Source organism: Paraburkholderia caffeinitolerans, from assembly GCF_902859945.1.
GTDB classification, from domain to species: Bacteria; Pseudomonadota; Gammaproteobacteria; order Burkholderiales; family Burkholderiaceae; genus Paraburkholderia; species Paraburkholderia caffeinitolerans.
In genome coordinates this window covers 1-21019 of the sequence record NZ_CADIKL010000005.1, presented here as the reverse complement: position 1 = coordinate 21019, position 21019 = coordinate 1, and the positions used below count along the sequence as shown (strand labels likewise).

General features: G+C 66.4%; 15 protein-coding genes and 1 pseudogene. 8 read left to right on the top strand and 8 right to left on the bottom strand.

Annotated elements, in window-relative coordinates; genetic code table 11:
* Positions 1-89: 89 nt before the first annotated feature.
* From HV773_RS06065 to mnmH, 3 genes are all read left to right on the top strand, one after another.
* Positions 90-713: a Maf family protein gene (locus HV773_RS06065; protein WP_129561554.1), complete on the top strand. Its 624-nt coding sequence runs from the start codon at positions 90-92 to the stop codon at positions 711-713.
* Positions 714-721: 8 nt separating this feature from the next.
* Positions 722-2191, top strand: coding sequence for a ribonuclease G (rng, locus tag HV773_RS06060; protein WP_129561553.1), 1470 nt, complete (start codon positions 722-724; stop codon positions 2189-2191).
* A gap of 183 nt (positions 2192-2374) precedes the next feature.
* Positions 2375-3451, top strand: a complete 1077-nt coding sequence (mnmH, locus tag HV773_RS06055; protein WP_129561552.1) for a tRNA 2-selenouridine(34) synthase MnmH — start codon at positions 2375-2377, stop codon at positions 3449-3451.
* A 128-nt stretch (positions 3452-3579) separates the two neighbouring features.
* On the opposite strand, the gene HV773_RS06050 is transcribed toward mnmH, so the two are convergent.
* The 3 genes from HV773_RS06050 to msbA all read right to left on the bottom strand — a co-directional run bounded on the left by HV773_RS06050 (position 3580) and on the right by msbA (position 7380).
* Positions 3580-3891, bottom strand: a complete 312-nt coding sequence (locus tag HV773_RS06050; protein ID WP_129561551.1) for a DUF4148 domain-containing protein — start codon at positions 3889-3891, stop codon at positions 3580-3582.
* Between the two features lie 187 nt (positions 3892-4078).
* Entirely contained in the window at positions 4079-5161 is a 1083-nt protein-coding gene (locus tag HV773_RS06045) for a glycosyltransferase family 4 protein (protein WP_129561550.1), read from the bottom strand.
* A 425-nt stretch (positions 5162-5586) separates the two neighbouring features.
* Positions 5587-7380 (bottom strand): lipid A export permease/ATP-binding protein MsbA, encoded by a 1794-nt coding sequence (msbA, locus tag HV773_RS06040; protein WP_227875370.1) that lies wholly within the window; start codon positions 7378-7380, stop codon positions 5587-5589.
* A 347-nt stretch (positions 7381-7727) separates the two neighbouring features.
* Between msbA and HV773_RS06035 the strand changes: the two genes are divergently transcribed.
* Positions 7728-8540, top strand: a complete 813-nt coding sequence (locus tag HV773_RS06035; protein ID WP_129561549.1) for a glycosyltransferase family 2 protein — start codon at positions 7728-7730, stop codon at positions 8538-8540.
* A 66-nt stretch (positions 8541-8606) separates the two neighbouring features.
* Here HV773_RS06035 and dnaE read toward each other — a convergent pair whose 3' ends face one another.
* Positions 8607-12182: a DNA polymerase III subunit alpha gene (gene dnaE / locus HV773_RS06030; RefSeq protein WP_129561548.1), complete on the bottom strand. Its 3576-nt coding sequence runs from the start codon at positions 12180-12182 to the stop codon at positions 8607-8609.
* A 182-nt stretch (positions 12183-12364) separates the two neighbouring features.
* On the opposite strand from dnaE, the gene HV773_RS06025 reads away from it, so the two are divergent.
* Positions 12365-13249: a sulfurtransferase gene (locus HV773_RS06025; RefSeq protein ID WP_227875369.1), complete on the top strand. Its 885-nt coding sequence runs from the start codon at positions 12365-12367 to the stop codon at positions 13247-13249.
* Positions 13246-14193: a tRNA glutamyl-Q(34) synthetase GluQRS gene (gluQRS, locus tag HV773_RS06020; RefSeq protein WP_227875368.1), complete on the top strand. Its 948-nt coding sequence runs from the start codon at positions 13246-13248 to the stop codon at positions 14191-14193. Before HV773_RS06025 ends, gluQRS begins: the two co-directional genes overlap by 4 nt.
* Positions 14194-14301: 108 nt before the next feature.
* Here the strand turns inward: gluQRS and HV773_RS06015 are convergent, their stop codons facing one another.
* The 4 genes from HV773_RS06015 to purT form a co-directional block, all read right to left on the bottom strand.
* Positions 14302-15789, bottom strand: a complete 1488-nt coding sequence (locus HV773_RS06015) for a DEAD/DEAH box helicase (protein WP_129561546.1) — start codon at positions 15787-15789, stop codon at positions 14302-14304.
* A gap of 512 nt (positions 15790-16301) precedes the next feature.
* Positions 16302-16733 (bottom strand): MliC family protein, encoded by a 432-nt coding sequence (locus HV773_RS06010; protein ID WP_129561545.1) that lies wholly within the window; start codon positions 16731-16733, stop codon positions 16302-16304.
* Positions 16734-16820: 87 nt separating this feature from the next.
* A complete protein-coding gene (locus HV773_RS06005) occupies positions 16821-16967 on the bottom strand; it encodes a DUF6726 family protein (RefSeq protein WP_377731201.1) in 147 nt (48 codons plus the stop codon).
* A 216-nt stretch (positions 16968-17183) separates the two neighbouring features.
* A complete protein-coding gene (gene purT / locus HV773_RS06000) occupies positions 17184-18404 on the bottom strand; it encodes a formate-dependent phosphoribosylglycinamide formyltransferase (RefSeq protein ID WP_129561543.1) in 1221 nt (406 codons plus the stop codon).
* 302 nt (positions 18405-18706) lie between these two features.
* Here purT and HV773_RS05995 point away from each other — a divergent pair, with 302 nt between their 5' ends.
* Both HV773_RS05995 and HV773_RS05990 read left to right on the top strand, forming a co-directional pair.
* Positions 18707-19375: an META domain-containing protein gene (locus HV773_RS05995; protein WP_129561542.1), complete on the top strand. Its 669-nt coding sequence runs from the start codon at positions 18707-18709 to the stop codon at positions 19373-19375.
* A gap of 315 nt (positions 19376-19690) precedes the next feature.
* Positions 19691-21019: pseudogene (locus tag HV773_RS05990) on the top strand (DNA translocase FtsK 4TM domain-containing protein); the annotation flags it as partial.

Below are 21019 nucleotides of genomic sequence, written 5' to 3'. Positions count from 1 at the left end.
CTCAGGTGCGAAACCGCGTGAATCCGCGTGAATCCGTGTGAATCCGCCTGAGCCCGATCCCCGCCTCATCAAGACGTAAAAACGCCCCGATGACCACTACCGCGCCCTATCCGTTCGTCTATCTCGCCTCGCAGAGCCCGCGCCGCCAGGAACTGCTGCAGCAACTCGGCGTGCGCTTCGAACTGCTGCTTCCGCGCCCCGACGAAGACGCCGAATCGCTCGAAGCCGTGCTGCCAGGCGAATCCGCCGACGTCTACGTCGAGCGCGTGTGCGCCGCCAAAGCCGATGCCGCGCGCGCCCGGCTCGTTGCAGGCGCCCACGCGCATGCGCCGATCCTCACGGCCGACACCACGGTGAGCATCGACGGCCATATCCTCGGCAAGCCGCACGACGCGGCCGATGCCTACGCGATGCTCGAACGGCTCGCCGGCCGCGAACACGAAGTGCTGACCGCCGTGGCCGTGGTCAACGCGGAAGGCGTGTGCCTGCCGCTCGCACTCTCGCGCTCGCACGTGCGCTTCGCCTCCGCGCTGCCCGCCGGGCTGGCACGCTACGTCGCGAGCGGCGAGCCCTTCGGCAAGGCCGGCGCATACGGCATCCAGGGGCGCGCCGCCGAGTTCATCGAGCGAATCGACGGGTCCTATTCGGGTATCATGGGTTTGCCACTTTTCGAAACGGCCGCCCTCTTGCGCGCCGCCGGCATCGACTTCTAAAAGCAATCATGAACGAAGAAATCCTGATCAACGTCACGCCTCAGGAGACGCGTGTTGCGCTGGTCCAGCAAGGTGCAGTCCAGGAGCTTCACGTCGAACGCACGCTGTCGCGCGGGCGCGTCGGCAACGTCTATCTCGGCAAGGTCGTGCGCGTGCTGCCGGGCATGCAGTCGGCGTTCATCGACATCGGCCTCGAGCGCGCGGCGTTCCTCCACGTTGCCGATATCTGGCATCCGCGCATCGCGGGCGAGGCGCATGCGAGCGTGCATCATCAGCCCATCGAAAAGACCGTGTTCGAAGGGCAAACGCTGATGGTCCAGGTCGTGAAGGATCCGATCGGCACCAAGGGCGCGCGTCTTTCGACGCAGGTGAGCATCGCGGGCCGCACGCTCGTCTATCTGCCGCAAGAGCCGCACATCGGCATCTCGCAGAAGATCGAAAGCGAAGCGGAGCGCGAAGCCGTGCGCGCGCGCCTGACCGCCGTGCTGCCCGCCGACGAGAAAGGCGGCTATATCGTGCGCACCATCGCCGAGGACGCCACGAGCGAAGAGCTTGCCGCCGATGTCGCCTACCTGCGCAAGACGTGGGCGACGATCCTCGCGCTGTCGCAGCGCATGCCGGCCACGAGCCTGCTCTATCAAGACCTCAATCTCGCGCAGCGCGTGCTGCGCGATTTCGTGAACGACGAGACCTCGCGCATTCAGGTCGATTCGCGCGAAACGTTCCAGAAGCTCACCGAATTCGCCGCCGAATTCACGCCCGCCGTGCTGGCGAAGCTGCATCACTACACGGGCGAGCGGCCGCTGTTCGACCTCTACAACATCGAGGCCGAGATCCAGCGCGCGCTCTCGCGGCGCGTCGACCTCAAGTCGGGCGGCTACCTCGTGATCGACCAGACCGAAGCGATGACGACCATCGACGTGAACACGGGCGGCTACGTGGGCGCGCGCAATTTCGACGATACGATCTTCAAGACCAATCTCGAAGCGGCGCACACCATCGCGCGCCAGTTGCGGCTGCGCAATCTGGGCGGTGTGATCATCATCGACTTCATCGACATGGAAAACGTCGAGCACCGCGACCAGGTGCTCGGCGAGCTGAAGAAGGCGCTCTCGCGCGACCGCACGCGCGTGACCGTGAACGGCTTCTCGCAACTCGGGCTCGTGGAGATGACGAGAAAGCGCACGCGCGAATCGCTCGCGCATGTGCTGTGCGAGCCCTGCCCCACGTGTCTTGGCAAGGGGCAGGTGAAGACCTCGCGCACCGTGTGCTACGACGTGCTGCGCGAAATCCTGCGTGAGTCGCGCCAGTTCAATCCGCGCGAGTTTCGCGTGGTGGCTTCGCAGCAGGTGATCGATCTGTTTCTCGAAGAAGAATCGCAGCATCTCGCGATGCTGATCGACTTCATCGGCAAGCCGGTGTCGTTGCAGGTGGAGTCGAATTTGAGCCAGGAGCAGTACGATATTGTGTTGATGTAGGGGGCGGCTGGATCAGCCAGAATCAGTGCGCATGGTCGAACGCGCGCACCCGCAACGCCATCCCCGCAGGCACCGCCCCGCCTGCCCCTACACTGCCGGCGGTCGCCGCACCGTATATCATTCGCTATTAGCCCTGCGCGACACCGGCGCGCGGCCGCCGCCCGCCACATCGGAGCACCGCAGTTGAATCACCAGCGCGCCACCCTTTCCCAACTGGGCGAGTTCGACGAGATCATCGACGTGAGAACGCCGCTCGAATACGCCGAGGACCATGTGCCCGGCGCGATCAACGCTCCCGTGCTCAGCAACGAGGAGCGCGTGATCGTCGGCACCCTGTACAAGAACTCGCCCTTCGACGCCACCCGCGTGGGCGCGGCGATCGCCGCGCGCAATATCGCCATGCATCTGGACACGACTTTCGCCGACCGTCCGCGCAACTGGCGCCCGCTCGTCTATTGCTGGCGCGGCGGCAAACGCTCGGGCTCGATGACGACCATGTTCAACATGATCGGCTGGCGTGCGCGGCAGCTCGAAGGCGGCTACAAGACCTACCGGAACGCCGTGGTCGAGTCGCTCGGCACGCTGCCCGGACAGTTGCGCTACGTCGTGCTCGCCGGCCCCACGGGCAGCGGCAAGACGCGCCTGTTACAGGCGCTCGGCCAGGCCGGCGCGCAAACGCTCGATCTCGAAGCGCTTGCCGCGCATCGCGGCTCGCTGCTCGGCGCGTTGCCCGCGCGCGGGCAACCTGCGCAAAAGTCGTTCGATACGGCGCTGGTGCAACAACTGCGCACACTCGACCCCGCGCAGCCCGTGTTCGTGGAAGCGGAAAGCCGGCGCATCGGCGCGATCACGCTGCCTGTCGCGCTGGTAGAGGGCATCCACGCGGCAACGTGCGTCGTGGTCGAGGTTGCGCTCAAGGAGCGCGTGGCGCTGCTGCTCGAAGAGTATGGCCACCTGCTCAATGACCAGACCTATTTCCGCGAGCAATTGTTGAAGCTCACGCCGCTGCATGGGCGCGAGCGCATCGAGTCGTGGTGCCGTCTGCTGGAAGAAGGCCACCACGCGGCGCTGTCCGAGACGCTCGTGACCGAGCACTACGATCCGGCGTATTCGCGCAGCACGCGCAAGCACTATCCGACGTTGGCGACCTCGCCGCGTTTCGTCTTCCATCCGATGACGGGCGAGCCAGTCGAAGAGGCGCGCACGCTGCTCACGCAACTGCGCGCCGAAAATCTGCTCGGGGAGACGTCGGGGCGATAGGCCGGCCGGCGGGTTGCCCCTTGGGCTGCCGCGGGCGGGTAGTCTTCAGCCGCCCTTCGGCGGCGCGCCCTCCGGCGGCGCCGCGCTCATTCGAGTCCATATTAGAGCGGCACTAGCGCACTCGCGGCTCAGGGGTGCGCGTACATCGCGTTCCAGTCTTCCGCCGACACCTTCGCGCCACGCGCCCCCGATTCCGTCGTGTTCGCGACACCGCCATAAGCGCTGTTGCCATTCATCGCGGCCACCTTGGCCTGGGCGGCCTGAATCGCTTCGGGGTAATGCACCTGATCGCCATCGCCGACGCGATAACCGACCTTCTGCAGTTGCACGAGCTCTTCGCGCACTTGAGCGCGGGTAATAGTCGACTGCGACTGGGCGAACGAAGCAACGGGAGCAACGAGGACAGCGGCAATAGCAACGGCTTGAATCAGGGACTTCATGATTACGACCTCCAGTGGGTTCAGGGCGGCCGATGTGCGACTGTTTGTCTGTGCATGCGGCCGATGTACGCATCGTATGCCTGCCAGACTCCAGGGTTAACACCTAAAACCATGGAGGACCTTTCCAGACTGCGGAAGAATCACTGAAGACGCCGCGTGCCGTACATGGACGGGTGCGAGGCCCAAACTAGTGGGTCGGGGAAATGTCCGCCACGAGTTCGAGCAGCGCGTCCACGTGTGCTTGCACGGTCGCGTCGTACAGGACGGCGGGGTGCGGACCCGATGGGTCACCCGGGTCGGCCGGTTCGACGCGCTGTCCGCGCGCCGCCACGGCGGCCTCGATCGCACGGCGCAGATCGGCCGAGTCACCAGGCTGGAACAGATATTTGGCGCTGTCGCCGATGGCGTCGCAGCAGCCGATATTCGACGAAAAGATTACCGGCGTACCGCACATGACCGATTCGATGCCTACCAGCCCGAACGGCTCGTAGGTCGACGCGAGAATCGAGTAATCGGCCGCGCGATAGGCGTTTTCGAGGTCCTTCACATAGCCGAGGTAGCGCACGCGCGCACTTGCGCGCTCTGGCGGGCGGCCCGCCACGGCCACCACGACCGGCAGGTCCAGCGCGGCGACCACCTGTTCGATGAGCGGCAAGCCCTTGCGCTCGTGACTGCTCGACGCAAACAGCAAGACCGTTTCGTGGTCGCCGAACCCGTATTGGCGGCGCAGTGCGGCGCGCGTGCTGGCGTCCACGGGCGAGAAGCGCTCATCATCCACAGGCGGACAGAGTACGCGGATTTTCGCCTCGTCCACGCCATACAATTCGCGAAGTTCAGAACACATAAGCTCAGAATGCGCGATGATCACGCGCGATCGAGCATATTGCTGGCTTTCGAGCGCGATTTGCCGGCTGTCGGAGCCGCGCAGCGGGCGCCCCATCGCTCGTAGAAAACCGCGGTGCGTGCCGCCGCAAATGGCGATCTCCGATCCGTCGACCCGATTACAACCGATCAGCACGTCCACGCCCGCGCGGCGGCGCAAGGTGGCCAGCCGCCGCGAGAACCACATGTCGCGCAGCTTTCCCGGCAGCAGGGAGACGTTGATGCGGTGCGGCTCCACGAGCGCATATTCCGGCACGGAGGGATCAAACTTGCGTGCGAAGAACACGGGCCGCACGCCGCGCGCGGCGAGACCCCGGATGAGGTCCATCGCGTAGCGTTCCAGGCCGCCGCTGTGCTTGAGCGCGTTGCAGGAGATTCCAACCTTCATGACCCGTCCGACCTATGAATTATTGTGGGCGCAGTTCTCGCGTGGGCCGATTATAAAGCGCCAGTTCCACACAATGCCGCAGCGCCGTGCGCCCGGGCCGCTGCAGACCGTGCCATGCCTCACACGATCCGGAAAGACTCCCGCAATACGGCGGGCCGCAGGTCTGCCAGAGCATCTCGCATACCCAAAACGGGCAGTAGTGCCTGGCTGGCCCCGTCAACACGACAATCGACCGTCCGATGTGCGCTGGCCGACATGAATCACGATTTGGCGCGCGTGTCGCGCAAGCGCGAAGTCGAACACGGCGCGGCAAGCCGCCAAGAACCTGCTGAAAACCTGCTGAGAACCTGCTAACAACGCGCTGACTACCCGCGAGCCAACCAGGCGCCCGGCATCGGGCGCCTCTCTCCTGCGCTTGCCACCGCTTACGCGGCGTTCTGCTGGAACTGGATCTTGTGCAGGTGCGCGTACAGCCCGCGCTGCTCAAGCAGTTGCTGATGCGAGCCGCGCTCGGCAATACGGCCCGCCTCCATCACGAGAATGCGGTCCGCGCGCTCGATGGTCGAAAGCCGATGCGCGATCACGAGCGTCGTACGGCCCTTCATCAGCGTTTCGAGCGCCGCCTGCACGTGGCGCTCCGACTCGGAGTCGAGCGCCGACGTCGCTTCGTCGAGAATCAGGATCGGCGCGTCCTTGTAGATCGCGCGCGCGATCGCAAGACGCTGACGCTGGCCGCCCGAGAGCTTCATGCCGTTGTCGCCAACCCGCGTCTCGATGCCTTCGGGCAATGCCGTGATCGTGTCCCAGAGGTTGGCCGCGCGCAGCGCCTCTTCCACGCGCGCGAGGTCGGCCTGCTCGCCATAGGCCACGTTGTTTGCGACCGTGTCGTTAAAGAGCGTCACGTCCTGGCTCACCATCGCGATCTGGCTGCGCAGCGCATGGATGTCGTACTCGGGCAACGGCACGCCATCGACGAGAACCTCGCCGCCACTCGGATCGAAAAAGCGCGGCAGCAGGTTCACGAGCGTGGTCTTGCCACTGCCCGACGGGCCCGCCAGCGCGATCATCTCGCCCGGTGCCGCGCTGAACGTCACGTTCTCCAGGATCGAGCGCGCACCGGGCCCATAGGAGAACGACACGTTGCGGAATTCGATCTCGCCGCGCGCGCGCTCGAGCGGCTTGCCGCCGCCCGCCGGCTCGACCGGCTCGTCGATGAGGCCGAAGATCAGCTCGGCGGCCGTCATGCCGCGCTGCAACGGCTGGTTCACGTCGATCAGATGCTTGAGCGGCGAGATCACGAGCAGCATCGAGGTCACGAACGCAACGAAGCCGCCCACGGTGGTCTGGTCGTTCGAGGCCTGCACCACGGCGATCGTGATGACGATCGCAAGCGCGATCGACGCGAGGAACTGCGTGATCGGCTGCGCAAGGCCGCCCGAGATCGTCATGCGCATCTGATAGCCGCGCAGCCGCTTGCTCATCTCGCCGAAGCGGTCCATTTCGTACTGCTCGCCGTTGTGAACCTTGACGACCTTGTAGCCGCCCACCGTCTCTTCGACGATGTACGACAGCTCGTTCGTGAGCGCCTGATGCTCGCGGTTCAGGCGGCGCAGGCGCCGGTTGATCTTGCTGACGAGCCAGCCGATGGCCGGCAGCAGCACGGCCACGATCAGCGTGAGGCGCCAGTTCAGAATGAACAGATAGCCCAGCAGGAAGACCACCGTGAGCGAGTCGCGCACCGACGTGACCAGCACGCTCAGCAGCACGCCGAGGATCTGGTTGACCTCGAACACGATCGCGTTGATGACCGTGCTCGCCGTCTCGCGCTGGAAGAACCCGACGCTCGCATGGATCATGCGCTCGAACATCTTCAGGCGCAGTTCCAGCAGGATCTTGTTGGTCATGTACTGGAGCAGATAGCCGGACGCGTATTGCGCGAGGCCGCGCACGAGCGCGAGGCCGATCACGGCGGCGGGCACGATCCATCGTGCGCTCGGGCTGCCCTTGGTGCCGAAGCCGTGGTCGAGCAGCGGCTTGAGAAGCGCCGGGATCCCAGCCTCGGTCGCGGCCACGATCGCAAGCGTGACGATGGCGGCGACCGCCACCCAGAAGAGCGGCTTGATATACGGCCAGAGACGCCGGCCGACCGACGAGGCAGTCGACTTCGGGCCGGTGCCGATCGGCTTGCTGAGAGTGGATTGAGGGGAGGTCTCGCTCAAGGAATCCTCTGGAAAAGCGTGAACTGGAAATGCGGGTGGAAATACCGGCGGGACTGCATGCGTGACTGGGCCACTTGCCCATGCCGCCGGCCGGTTCAAAGCAGATCGTCTGACAGATGGTCCGGCGGCGCGGTACGCATTGTATACGCTTGACGCAGCACGCCGTGCGATCCACCGGGAATGCAACAACAGCGATCACGCCCCGAATATTCGCCTGCAGGCGCCCAGCCCGCCCCGGCACATCGTCCACCATCGTCTAGAATACGCACCTCCGCGCCCGGCTGATTCCCAGCGGGCGCGGTGCGGTTCACCGCTTCCGACATCCCTCCAGAACAGGCGTCCTCTCCATGTCCGACGGACTTTCTCCGACCCGCCCGAGCGGCACACCGCAGGCCACCCTTTCGGTCATCGTGGTGGCGATGAACGAGGCGCACGACATTCGCGACTGCCTCGAATCGGTGCGCGGGCTCGCGATGGAAACCATCGTGTTCGATTCCGGCAGCACCGACGGCACGCCCAACATCTGCCGCGAGCTAGGCGCGCGCGTGTTCGAGACCGACTGGCCCGGCGACGGCCCGCAGAAAAACCGCGCGCTGGCCGAGGCGCGCGGCGACTGGGTGATCTGTCTGGACGCCGACGAGCGCCTGAGCCCCGAACTGCGCGCCGAACTGGAGCGCCTGCTCGCCGAAGGCACGACCCACGCCGCGTTCAGCACGCCGCGCCGCTCGAGCTTCTGCGGGCGTTTCATGAAGCACTCGGGCTGGTGGCCCGACCGCATCGAGCGCCTGTTCCGGCGCGGCAGCGCGCGCTTCACCGACGTGCGCACCCACACGCATCTGGAGATTCAGGGCACGATCGGCAGGCTCGACGGCCCGATCATCCATATTTCGATTCCCGACCTGCACGAAGCGCTCGAAAAGACCAACGCCTACTCGACGGCCGGCGCGCTCACGATGGCCGAGGACGGCAAGCGCTCGTCGCTCGCCAAGGCGCTCGGCAAGGGCTTCTGGGCGTTCTTTCGCACCTGGGTGCTCCGCGCGGGCTTTCTCGACGGCGCCGAGGGGCTGATGCTCGCGATCAACAACGCCGAGACCACGTACTACCGCTACGTGAAGCTCGCGCTGCTCACGCGCGACGGCAAGGTCGCGAAGAGACGCTGAATCCGCGGGAAGGACAGGCGGCGCAAGCGGCAGCCATTGCCGCTCGCGCTGCCTGGAAAGACATCGTCAGTAGACGATTTCGATGGAACTGCCGGCAAACTCGCCGCGCAGCGCGGCGATGAGGTCGTCGGTGGGCTTCACGCGCCAGGCGTCGCCCAGACGCACCTCACCTTGCGCGCGTTCGTTGCTATAGACGATCTGTACCGCGAGGCCGTTCGGAATAACCACCTGCTCGCGCTCGCGGCCCCGGCCTCCACCGTAGCCGCCACCATCGCGCCCGCCACGTCCGCGCGTTTCCACCACCGGCGCGGGCAGTGAATCGTCGGGTTTCGCGCGATGCGCTTCGAGCACCGAGCGCAGCGCGAGCGCGTTGGCATTGCCGTTCATCTGCACCTTCACGGCCTGCGCGTAGCGGCTGCGAGCGCGCTCCAAATCCATCACGGTATCCACCGTGAAGCGGATGCCGCCCGTGAACGCGTCGTTGCGCGCCCCGCCCTGCACGACCAGCAGTTCGTCTTCCTTGAAGAGCGCCTTGTGCGCCTCGTATTGCTCGTTGAACACCGTCACTTCGCATTGGCCGGTGCCGTCGTCGAGCAGCGCGATCAGCATCTTGCCGCGCTGGGTCATCTGCGTGCGCAGCGAGGCGATCACGCCCGCGACTAGCTTGTCGCGCCCTTCCTTGAGATCGCCGATCTTCTGGCGCACGAAACGGCGCACTTCGTCCTTGTAGGCGTCGAACAGGTGGCCCGACAGATAGAAGCCGAGCGCGCCCTTCTCTTCCTGCAATCTGCGCTTGTCGCCCCAGGCGGGTTCGTCCACGAGTTCGTGCGCGGCCAGCGGCGCGTCGCCCATGTCGAAGAGGCCAGCCTGCATGGCGTTGGCGCTCGCCTGGTCGGCGGCCTCCATCGCCATCGGCACCGAGGCGAGCAATTGCGCGCGATTCGCGTGCATCGTATCGAACGCGCCCGCGCGGATCATCGCCTCGATCGTGCGGCGGTTCACGAGGCGGCGGTCGATACGCTCGCAAAAGTCGAACAGGTCCTTGAAAAGCCCGCCCTCTTTACGCGCGCGCAAGACTTGTTCGATAGCGTTCTGGCCGCTGCCCTTGATCGCGCCAAGGCCGTAGCGGATCGTGCGCGAGCGCTTGCCTTCGGCCACATGGGCATCGGCCACCGGCTCGAAACGATACGCTGAGGCGTTCACGTCCGGCGGCAGCACCTTCAAACCGTTGGTGGCGCAGTCCTCGAACAGGATCTTCACCTTGTCGGTGTCGTCCATGGCGAGCGACATATTGGCCGCCATGAATTCGGCCGGATGGTGCGCCTTGAGCCACGCCGTGTGATACGCGAGCAGCGCGTAAGCGGCCGCGTGCGACTTGTTGAAGCCGTAGCCCGCGAACTTCTCCATCAAGTCGAAGGTCTCGTCGGCTTTCTCGCGCGTGAGGCCGTTCTTGGCCGCGCCTTCCGCGAAAATCTCGCGGTGCTGGGCCATTTCCTCGGGCTTCTTCTTGCCCATCGCGCGGCGCAACAGGTCAGCGCCGCCGAGCGAGTAGCCGCCGATGATCTGCGCCATCTGCATCACCTGCTCCTGGTAGACCATGATGCCGTAGGTCTCTTTCAGAACAGGTTCGACGCGCGGATCGGGATACTCCACCACCTCGCGGCCGTGCTTACGCGCGCAGAAGCTCGGGATCAGGTCCATCGGGCCCGGACGGTACAAGGCCACCAGCGCGATGATGTCTTCGAAGCGGTCGGGCTGGGCGTCCTTCAGCATGCCCTGCATGCCGCGGCTTTCCAGCTGGAACACGGCGACCGTATTGGCCTTCTTGAGGATCTGGAACGACGGCGCGTCGTCGAGCGGCACCTGGGCGAGCGACCAGTCCTTCTTCGACGGATCGAGCATGCGGATATAGCGCTCGGCCCAGTCGAGAATCGTGAGCGTGGTCAGGCCCAGAAAGTCGAACTTCACGAGGCCGACGGCTTCCACGTCGTCCTTGTCGTACTGGCTCACGACGCCGCTTTCGTCGCCCTGGGTGTAGAGCGGGCAGAAGTCGGTGAGCTTGCCCGGCGCGATCAGCACGCCGCCCGCGTGCATGCCGACGTTACGCGTGAGACCTTCGACGAGCTGCGCGAGGTCGAGCAGCTGGTGCACTTCGTCTTCGTTGTCGTAGCGCTCTTGCAGCAGCGGCTCTTCCTTCATCGCGTCGGCGATGGTGACGTGCTTGCCCGGCTTGAACGGAATGAGCTTGGCCACGCCGTCGGTGAAGTTGTAGCCGAGATCGAGCACGCGGCCGATGTCGCGCACCGCCGCCTTCGCGGCCATGGTGCCGAAGGTGGCGATCTGCGAGACCGCATCGGCGCCGTACTTCTCCTTCACGTACTGAATGACACGGTCGCGCCCGTGCTGGCAGAAGTCGATGTCGAAGTCGGGCATCGAGACGCGTTCCGGATTCAGGAAGCGCTCGAACAGCAGGTTGTAGCGCAGCGGATCGAGATCGGTAATGCCGAGCGCGTACGCGACCAGCGAGCCCGCGCCCGAGCCACGACCCGGCCCCACCGGCACACCGTTGTTCTTGGCCCAGTTGATGAAGTCCGCGACGATCAGGAAGTAGCCCGGAAAGCCCATCTTGATGATGGTTCCGCACTCGAAATCCAGACGCTCGTAATAGCGCGCGCGTTCGTTCTCGCGCTCGGCCTCATCCGGATAAAGCTGCACAAGGCGCTTCTCCAGGCCTTCCTTCGAAAGCTGCACGAGGTAGTCGTCAAGCGACATGCCATCGGGCGTCGGAAAGAGCGGCAGCTTCGGCTTGCCGAGTTCGAGCGTGAGGTTGCAGCGGCGCGCGATTTCGATGGTGTTCGCGACGGCCGAGGGAATGTCCGCGAACAGCGCGGCCATTTCGTCCTGGGTGCGAAACCGCTGGTCGGTCGTGAAGCGCTTCTGGCGGCGCGGATTCGCGAGAATGTCGCCCTCCGAGATGCACACGCGCGCTTCGTGCGCTGTGTATTCCTCATCGGTCATGAACTGCATCGGGTGCGTGGCCACCACCGGCAGCTTCAGTTCCGCCGCAATCGCCACAGCCTGCTCGATGTATTGCTCGGCGCCAGGCTGGCCGCAACGCTGCAACTCGATGTAATAGCCGTTCGGGAACAGCTTCGCCCAGCGCTGCGCATGACGCTTCGCGCTTTCGGCGTTGCCCGCGGCGAGCGCGAGGCCCACGTCGCCCTGCTGTGCTCCCGAGATCGCGAGCAGTCCTTCGCCCAGCCCGTTTTCGAGCCACGCGACATCGACTTCCGCGCGCCCACGATATTGATTCGTGAGCCACGCCTTGGAAAGCAGTTCGCAGAGATTGAGGTAACCGCGTTTGTCCTTCACGAGCAATAGCAGGCGCGAAGGTTTATCGCGGTCGTCCGGATTCATGATCCAGACGTCGCAGCCGGCAATGGGTTTGACCCCTTTGCCACGGGCTTCCGAGTAGAAACGGACGAGGCCGAATGCATTGCCGAGGTCGGTGAGCGCAAGCGCGCCCTGGCCGTCCTTGGCCGCCGCCTTGACGAGGTCGTCGAGGCGCACGATGCCGTCGGCAATCGAGAATTCGGAGTGGACGCGGAGATGGACGAAGCGGGGATCTGACATGGGCGTCATTGTACCTCTACGGTCCGGCGATTTTTGCCGCCATCCACGCGTGGGGCGGCGTGCCGGCCATGCGGATAAGGCCCTGCGCGCCATCAAGTCGCGCTGTCGGCCTGCAACGCGCGGTTGAGGGATAATAGCGGATTACGCCCGCCGCACAGCGGGTCTGTCTGATTCAGGTTCTCAAGTTGGCCATGCGCATTCTCAATCTCTCCGCCTACCAGTTCGCGACACTCGACAAGACCGCCGAATGGCGTCCGCTCGTGCTCGAACGCTGCAAGTCGCTCGATTTGCGGGGCACCATCCTGCTCGCACCGGAAGGCATCAATCTGTTCGTCGCGGGCGATGAAGGCAACGTGCGCGCCTTCATGGACTACATCAACCACGATCCGCTGTTCGAGGGCAAATTCGCGACCCTGCAGTTCAAGGAAAGCTTCTCGGAAGAACGCCCCTTCAACCGCATGCTCGTGCGTCTGAAGCGCGAGATCATCACCATGAAGAAGCCCGCGATCCGCCCCGAGGAAGGCCGCGCGCCGTCGGTCGCGCCGGTCGTGCTCAAGGCGTGGCTGGACCGCGGCTTCGACGACGAAGGCCGCCCGGTCGTCATGCTGGACACACGCAATGCGTTCGAAATCGACGTCGGTACGTTCGAGCAGGCGCTCGACTACCGCATCGACAAGTTCAGCGAATTCCCGGGCGTGATTGAAGCGAATCGCGCCGATCTCGAAGGCAAGACCGTGGTGTCGTTCTGCACGGGCGGCATTCGCTGCGAAAAGGCCGCGATCCACATGAAGGAAGTGGGGATCGAGCACGTTTATCAGCTCGAAGGCGGCATTCTCAAGTATTTCGAGGAAGTGGGCGGCGCGCACTACAACGGCGACTGCTTCGTGTTCGATCAGCGCACCGCGCTCAACCCGCAGCTCGAAGCGACCGACACCGTGCAATGCTTCGCGTGCCGCGCGGTCGTCTCGCCCGCCGGGCAGGCTTCGCCGCTTTACGTCGTGGGCAAGAGCTGCCCGGAATGTCATCCGGAGCGCCCTCAAACTACGGCCGAAGCCACGCCGGCACACGCTGCGTGACATTGCCGCGCGTGAGCGCACCGGCTCGAACCCATCAGGGGTATCGCGGGCGCTTCGCGCCCTCGCCCACCGGGCCGCTGCATTTCGGCTCGCTCGTCTCGGCGCTCGCAAGCTGGCTCGACGCGCGTGCACATGACGGCGCATGGCTCGTGCGCGTGGAGGACATCGACGGCCCGCGCACCGTCCCCGGCGCCGCCGAGGACATTCTCGCGACGCTCGAACGTTTCGGCTTTCACGCCGACGAGCCGCCGCAATGGCAAAGCCAGCGCCTCGACCTTTATCGCGCGGCGCTCGATCAGTTGATCGCCGCGGGCCACGTGTATCCGTGCGGCTGCACGCGCAAGGAAATCGCCGATTCGCAACTGCACGCGCACCGGCGCAACACCACATTGATCTACCCCGGCACCTGCCGCGCGGGCCTGCACGGCAAGCCCGCGCGCGCGTGGCGTCTGCGCGTGCCGGACGATGCGCCCGAGGCTGCGGTCAATCCCGCGCTGATCCGCTTCGACGACCGCTGGCAAGGGCCGCAGGAACAGGATCTGGCGACCGAAGTCGGCGATTTCGTGCTCCTGCGCGCGGACGGCCAGTGGGCGTATCAACTCGCCGTGGTGGTGGACGACGCTGCGCAGAACATCACCCACGTCGTGCGCGGCGCGGACCTGCTCGACTCCACGGCGCGCCAGATCTGGCTCCAGCAGTGCCTCGCCGTGCCCACGCCCGCGTATCTGCACGTGCCCGTCGTCACCAACGAGGAAGGCGAAAAGCTCTCGAAGCAGACCGGCGCGCAGGCGCTCGACGCCGAGCGGCCACTCGAGGCGCTGCTGGCCGCCGCGCGTCATCTCGGGCTCGAACTGCGCAACCCGGCGCCCACGACGCTCGAAGCCTTTCAGGCCGATGCGATCGATGCCTGGAAACGCCGCCTCGCGCAATTAGTGGCCCAGTGAGCGCATAGCCCACGATTGCGGACAGAAATGCAAAAGCGGCGTGCCGGTCGAAACTGGCACGCCGCTTTTTTCATTGCGCGGAAGCCGAAGCCCCGCGCGCCTCAAGCCTCAGGACGACGAAGACGAGGTCGGCTTGTTACGCCACGCCGAACCCAAGCCACCAAGCAGCGCCGCAAGCGGCTGCTTCTGCTTTTGCGACGCGGCGGGCGCGGGCTTTTCTTCGGCTGCGCTGCGCGCGCTCGGCGACGGCTCGTAGGGCTTCAGGAAAAAGTCGTCGACGGGCTGCGACTGGCGATGATGATGCGGCCGCTCGTAAGCACCGGGGCGACGGTGGCCGACGCGCTCGCCACGGCCTTCGCGGCCCTCGTGACCATCGCCGCGCCCGTCGCGCTCGCGGCGGCGGCTGCCGCCTTCGTGATGCGCGACCGGCGTGTCGACCACGAGACGCTCAACGGTCAACGGACGCTTGATCAGCTTTTCGATGTCGGCGAGCTGCTTCCTCTCGCTCGGGCTGCACAGCGAGAGCGCGTCGCCCGAGGCGCCAGCGCGGCCCGTGCGGCCGATACGGTGCACGTAGTCTTCGGCGTTGAACGGCAGGTCGAAGTTGATCACCGCCGGCAACTCGGCGATGTCGAGGCCGCGCGCGGCCACGTCGGTCGCCACCAGCGCCTCGATCTCGCCGCGCTTGAACGCGTCAAGCGCCTGCATGCGTTCGTTTTGCGAGCGGTCGCCGTGAATCGCGGCGGCCACGATGCCCTGCTTTTCGATCTGGCGCGCGAGACGGCTCGCGCCGATCTTGCTGTTGCAGAACACGATCACCTGCTTCAGGCTGCGCTCGCGGATCAGCTGCACGACGGCGCCCGTCTTGTCGCCTTCGGCGACTTCGTAGACGACCTGCGTGACGTTGGTAGCCGTCGAGTTGCTGCGCGCGACCTCAATGGTCTGCGGCGTGCGCAGATAAGTGGCAGCAAGCTTCTTGATCTCGCCCGAAAAGGTGGCCGAGAACAGCAGCGTCTGGCGCTCTTTCGGCAGCAGATTCAAGATGCGCTGGAGATCCGGCAGGAAGCCCATGTCGAGCATGCGGTCGGCTTCGTCGAGCACCAGCATCTGGACCTGGCCCAGATTCGTGGTCTTCTGCTGCACGTGGTCGAGCAGGCGGCCAGGCGTCGCGATCAGGATTTCCACGCCGCGGCGCAGTTCGTCCGATTGCGGATTCATGTCGACGCCGCCGAACACCACCGAGCTACGCAGCGCCGTGTGCTGCGCGTAGGTGCGCACGTTGTTGGCGACCTGGTCGGCCAGCTCGCGCGTGGGCGTGAGGATCAGCGCGCGCACCGGATGGCGCGCGGGCGAGGCGCTCGTGCTCGCCAGCGGCAGCAGGCGCTGAATGATCGGCAGCGAAAAGCTCGCGGTCTTGCCGGTGCCGGTCTGCGCGGCGCCCATCACGTCGCGGCCCGTGAGGACCACGGGAATGGCTTGCGCCTGAATGGGCGTGGGCGTCGTGTAGCCCTGCTCCTGGATCGCCTTGAGGATCTCGGGCGCGAGGCCGAACTGATCGAAGGTCTCGGTGCTGGGCGTGACGGCTGTGTCGGACATGATGGCTTCGCTATAAAGGCGCTGTGCGCACGAGGCGCGATGCGCCTCAAATATTCACTGCAGGGTACTGCCGGATTGCTTCGAAAAGTGCGGGCAAACTGGACGAGCGTACTGGGTTACTGAGCTTGCGGGGCCGCAGCGGCCGCGTTGGCCGTCCAGCGGACGGCTCGCGAAAGATGCCAGGCAGATTCGCGGAAACGCCGTCGAGTCAACCCATCGCGGTATGCAGGGAGCGCCGGCTGCACGGCCGCGCTCGACCCGCTCGTTCCCTTGTTGCCAGCCGGGGCGCCCGGCTGCTTCAGTCGATGTCGCAACGCCTGGGCGTCTGCCGGGTCCCGGTGCTCACGGGCGTGGCAGCTGCCCCGTCGCCGGCCAGAACCCGCCCCGAGGGCAGGCGCAATTCGGCGAAAGGCCGGTATTGTAACACCTTGGCATAAATCCCTATGGCCGGGTGGGCCGGCTTCTGCAACGCCCGACACCGGAATGGCGCGGGTGGAGAGCGCCGGGCGGCCCTAGCGCATGATCGTGGCGCAACCGGAAACGACGGGCTTGGGACTGGCTTCGGACATGTCGTCGTAGAGGTCGGCGCCGGGACCCTTGGTCCACCAGGTATAGCGGTCGGCGACGTATTTCACGCCCGACGCGGCAATCACGCCGACAAAGAGCAACCTGCGGCCCCCGACCGGAACGAGCGCGAAGCTCTGCCCGTTAGAGCCGTTGATATAGGTGACCTTGAAGGTCTTACCGTCCGCGCAGGTATAGCTGTACGTATGGCGAGGCTGAACCTGGATCTCCCGCACGTCGAGCGAGGCAGCCTGCGCGGCAGGCGCCGCGAGGCTCGCACCGGCGCCGAGGACCGCGAGCGCGAACACGCTGGCGGCGAGCCGGCGCAGCGTGCGAAGGCGGGTGGCAAGACGGTGGGCGGCGTTGCGTCCACGGATCATGGCGTGTTCTCCCAATACTCGGTTGGACCAGCGCGCGGTGCCGACGTAGTGAGTTACCGTGTTGCTTCGCTGCGCATGCATCACGGGTCAGGGGTCGATCACGTCGGCGCATGCGTCGGTGGGCGCCGCGGCCACGTGCCCGACCAACGGCACGATCTTCAAGCCCGCCGACACCACGCGGCACGGCGCGGCAGCGAGGCCGCAACCCGAGAGCGCAAAGGCGCACATCATCATCAACAACCCGCGCGGCCACCACAACGCGATCGACTTCATCATTCCGACCTTCCTGCAATTTGCAGACACGATAACCCGGTGGGCGTTGCCACGCCCCGTGCGTGGCCAGCCATCCACGACGGCGGCACACGCCGCACGGCAAAACGGCGATTATCTGGCGGCGCGCCGTCAGCACGAATGCGATAGATCGACACGGCGTCGCCAAGCCAGCGCTTGTTACGACACGCTCCCCGGCACCGGGCGCACCGCCGAGGCCGCGGCGCGTGCGCGCGAGCGGGCTTCGTCGATGTCGGCGCCGGTCGCGAGCGCGACGCCCATGCGGCGCTTCGCGAAGCTCTCGGGCTTGCCGAACAGCCGCAGGTCCGCGCCCGGCACGGCCAGTGCTTCCGCCACGCCTTCGAAGGCGATGCCACGCTCATCCATGCCGCCGTAAATCACCGCCGATGCGCCCGGCCCGCGCGCCGTCGTATCGACGGGCAGCCCGAGAATCGCGCGCGCATGCAGTTCGAACTCGGAGAAGCGCTGCGACGCGAGCGTGACAAGCCCCGTGTCGTGCGGACGCGGGCTCACTTCCGAGAACCAGACGTCATCGCCGCGCACGAACAACTCGACGCCGAACAGGCCACGCCCGCCCAGCGCCTCGGTCACCTTGTGCGCGACCTCGCGCGAGCGCTCGAGCGCCTTCGGGCTCATCGGCTGCGGCTGCCACGACTCCACGTAATCGCCGTCCACCTGGCGGTGGCCGATCGGGTCGCAGAAGTACGTCTGCACAGCGCCGCTCGCCGGGTCGTTCGCACGCACGGTGAGCTGAGTGATTTCGTATTCGAAGTCGATAAAGCCCTCGACGATCACGCGGCCATGATTCACGCGCCCGCCTGCGAGCGCGTACTGCCAGGCACGTTCGACATCGGCGTCGCTCTTGAGCACCGACTGTCCCTTGCCCGAGGACGACATCACCGGCTTCACCACGCACGGGTAGCCAACCTTGGCGATGCCGGCCTTGAGTTCGTCGAGCGAATCGGCAAATGCGTAAGGCGAGGTCGGCAAGCCCAGTTCCTCGGCGGCGAGACGCCGGATGCCTTCGCGGTTCATGGTGAGCTGCGCGGCGCGCGCGGTGGGGATCACCACGGCTGCGCCCTCGGCTTCGACGGCCGCCAGCGCATCGGTGGCGATGGCCTCGATCTCGGGCACGACGAGGTGCGGACGCTCGGCGTCGATCAGCGCGCGCAGCGCCTTGGGATCGGCCATGTCGATGACGTGGGCGCGATGCGCGACCTGATGGCCGGGCGCGTTTTCGTAGCGGTCGACGGCGATCACTTCGACGCCGAGGCGCTGCAGCGCGATGATCACTTCCTTGCCGAGTTCGCCGGCGCCGAGCAGCATGACACGGGTGGCGGAAGCGGAAAGCGGCGTGCCGATGCGAGTGCCGGTCTGCATGATGTCTCCAGGAATGAGCGTGAGGCGGCGTGTGATTCGCGCGCTTCAAGGGATGCGAATGCGAGGGAGCGCCGATGTTAACACCCCGTGCCCGGTCTCGCGCCACCTGTGTGTGAACCAAACGTGAATTGAGCGCGCATTGCGCGAGAAATAGGTTCCACGCAGGTTCCACGCGCGCCTCGACCGGGCGCGCGAACCAGGCTTTTACCAGGCTTTTGTAAATCTTTAGCGAGCCTTTGCGCTCGCATGCGGCCCCTTGGTGCGTTACGCTTACGCCTTCGCCAGTTATAAGGAACGATGCGATGCCCCACCGCTCGAGCACACGCCCCGCCGCACGCAAGATTGCGCGCCTGCTCGCCTCGCGTGTGTCATACACCGCGCCGTTCGCGGCCGCCGCTGCGGCTGCGCTCCTGCTTGCCGCCTGCAAGCTGCCGGTTCACCAGGACACGTCCGTAGCGCCGCCCGACCCGTTCAATCCCGCAACGACGGAATTGCTCGACAACACGCATTGGCAACTCGTCGAATGGAAACGCGCCGACGGCACGCAGCGCGCGGTGCCGGGCGCGAGCACCGACAGCGGCGCCCCTGATGCTCCGCCCGCGCGGCCCATCACGCTCGACCTCTCGACTGCCAGCGGCCAGCGCCATGCAAGCGGCTTCTCGGGCTGCAATCGCTACATGGGCAGCTACTCGCTCAAGAACGGGCTGCTCTCGTTTGGCCGGCTCGCGGGAACGCTGATGGCATGCTCCGGCAAGGGCGGCGAAATCGAAGGCCCGTATCTCGACGCGCTCGCGCACATCCAGCGTTCGGGCGTGCAAATGCGCGAACCGCAGGCACTCCTCGTCGTGCTCGAAAACGGCGATCGCATGACGTTCGCCCAAGCGAGTGCGCCCGCTGCCGCCGGTGCACCTGCAAGCGCGCCGTCGGGGGCGTCCGCCTCCGCCGCCACGCCCGCGAAGCCGAGCAAGTGAGGCGTCGCGCCGTCCAGCAGCCGCGCGCTCGAACGGCGCGGCTCTCTCTGGCGCGCGGTCTCACGCGCCTGGCGCATGGCTTGGCACACTAACTCATGGCCCTCGGTTTTCTCCCCGCTGAGCTCCGCACGGTTTCCGGCGCGGTTTCCTCCTGAAGCCCACCCCGCTCATAGCCCTGCGTGCCGGGCTTGCAGCACACTCGCCCGGCGCCGGCACGGCCGCGCCGGTTGCGGCGCGGCAACGCGCATTGCAGTGCCCAAGGGCTTGGCGGTTACACTCGACACGTTGCACATCTCTTAAGCGTTGATCTCTGGCATGCACACGGTAGTCCCTGGCTGGTTCGGCTTATCCGCCATCTGGTTCGTCCCTCTGATCTGGCGTCTCGTGAAGTCGGTGCTGCCTGGCGGCGCGGGCTTGCGCGGCCCCGGCACGATCCGGCTTTGGCTCGGTTTTGTCTGCGTGCTGCTGGCGAGCTGCACGCTCGAAGCCACGCTTCTGAACATCGACGGCTTCGATGCGCTCGGGCACGCGCTCGCGGGCGGGCTCGGCAAGCTGATCGGGCACACCGCCGCGCCGCTTGCGATGGCGGCGCTGCTGTTCGTGAGCCTGCCCTGGCTCATCGATTTCCGCTGGCGCGACTTCTTCGCGTGGGCCGACGTCTCGCTCGGTCTCGGGCTCAATATCCGCCCGTCCAACCCAGACGACGATGAACGCCGCAGCCGCCGCGCATCCAGACAGGACGCCGCACAGCCGCAAGGCGCGGCGCGCTCGGGTTCGAATGGGCTGAGCGGTTTGGGAAACCTCGGCAAGCTGGCTAGCGGCCTTGGCAACGGCCTGGGGCTTGGGAGCAGGACGTCCTCGGGCACGGCGCCTGGCATGGGCTCAAGCAACGCAAGCGGCACCCCTGGTGCAGGCGGCTTTGCCGAGCCGCTCGACGGCGCACGCCGCAAACGCCCAACTGTATGGCGTCCGCAGATGCCGGGCAAACGCGCGGCGACCACCGCCGGGGCGAGTGCCGCCGGTGTGGCAAGCGCCACCGCGAGCGCGACAGCGCGGAACACCGATGGCGCATTCGCGGCACATGGCGGGACGCGTGGCAGTGCCTCGCCGTGGCGCACCGAACCGGATTTCGCGTCGCCGGAGCCGAGCCCCGCCGCCGCATGGGCGCGCTCCGAACCGACCGCTCCGGCCGGCTGGCTGCGCGACGGCCAACTGGCCGACGCCCGCCGCAGCCCGGCAACGGCTGCGAACGGTGCGACGCTGGCGACCCCGCCAGCCGGTTTCTCCACCGACACGCGCCGCCAGGCATTGGCCGACATCGGCGGCACTCCGTTCGGCGGTGCTCCGTCAGGTGGCGCGGCGCTTGCCGGCGCAGCAGGCAGCCCGCCGATGCGGCGCACCGCTCCGATCCCCGCGGCGGCCCCGGCTGCCACTGCCGCCGCCCCGCTCTCGTCCGCGATTTCGCCGCCGATTTCACCCATGAGCGCGGCGGGCGTGCGTCCGATGGCAGCAGCCGCCACACTCGCATCGACGGCCGCGGTCACGCCGCGCGGCTTCTCCGCGCCGCGCGACCCGCTGGTTTCGCCGTTTGCGCAACCGGCACAGGCACGCCGCAGCGCGCCGCCGCCCGTCGCGGGCAGCACC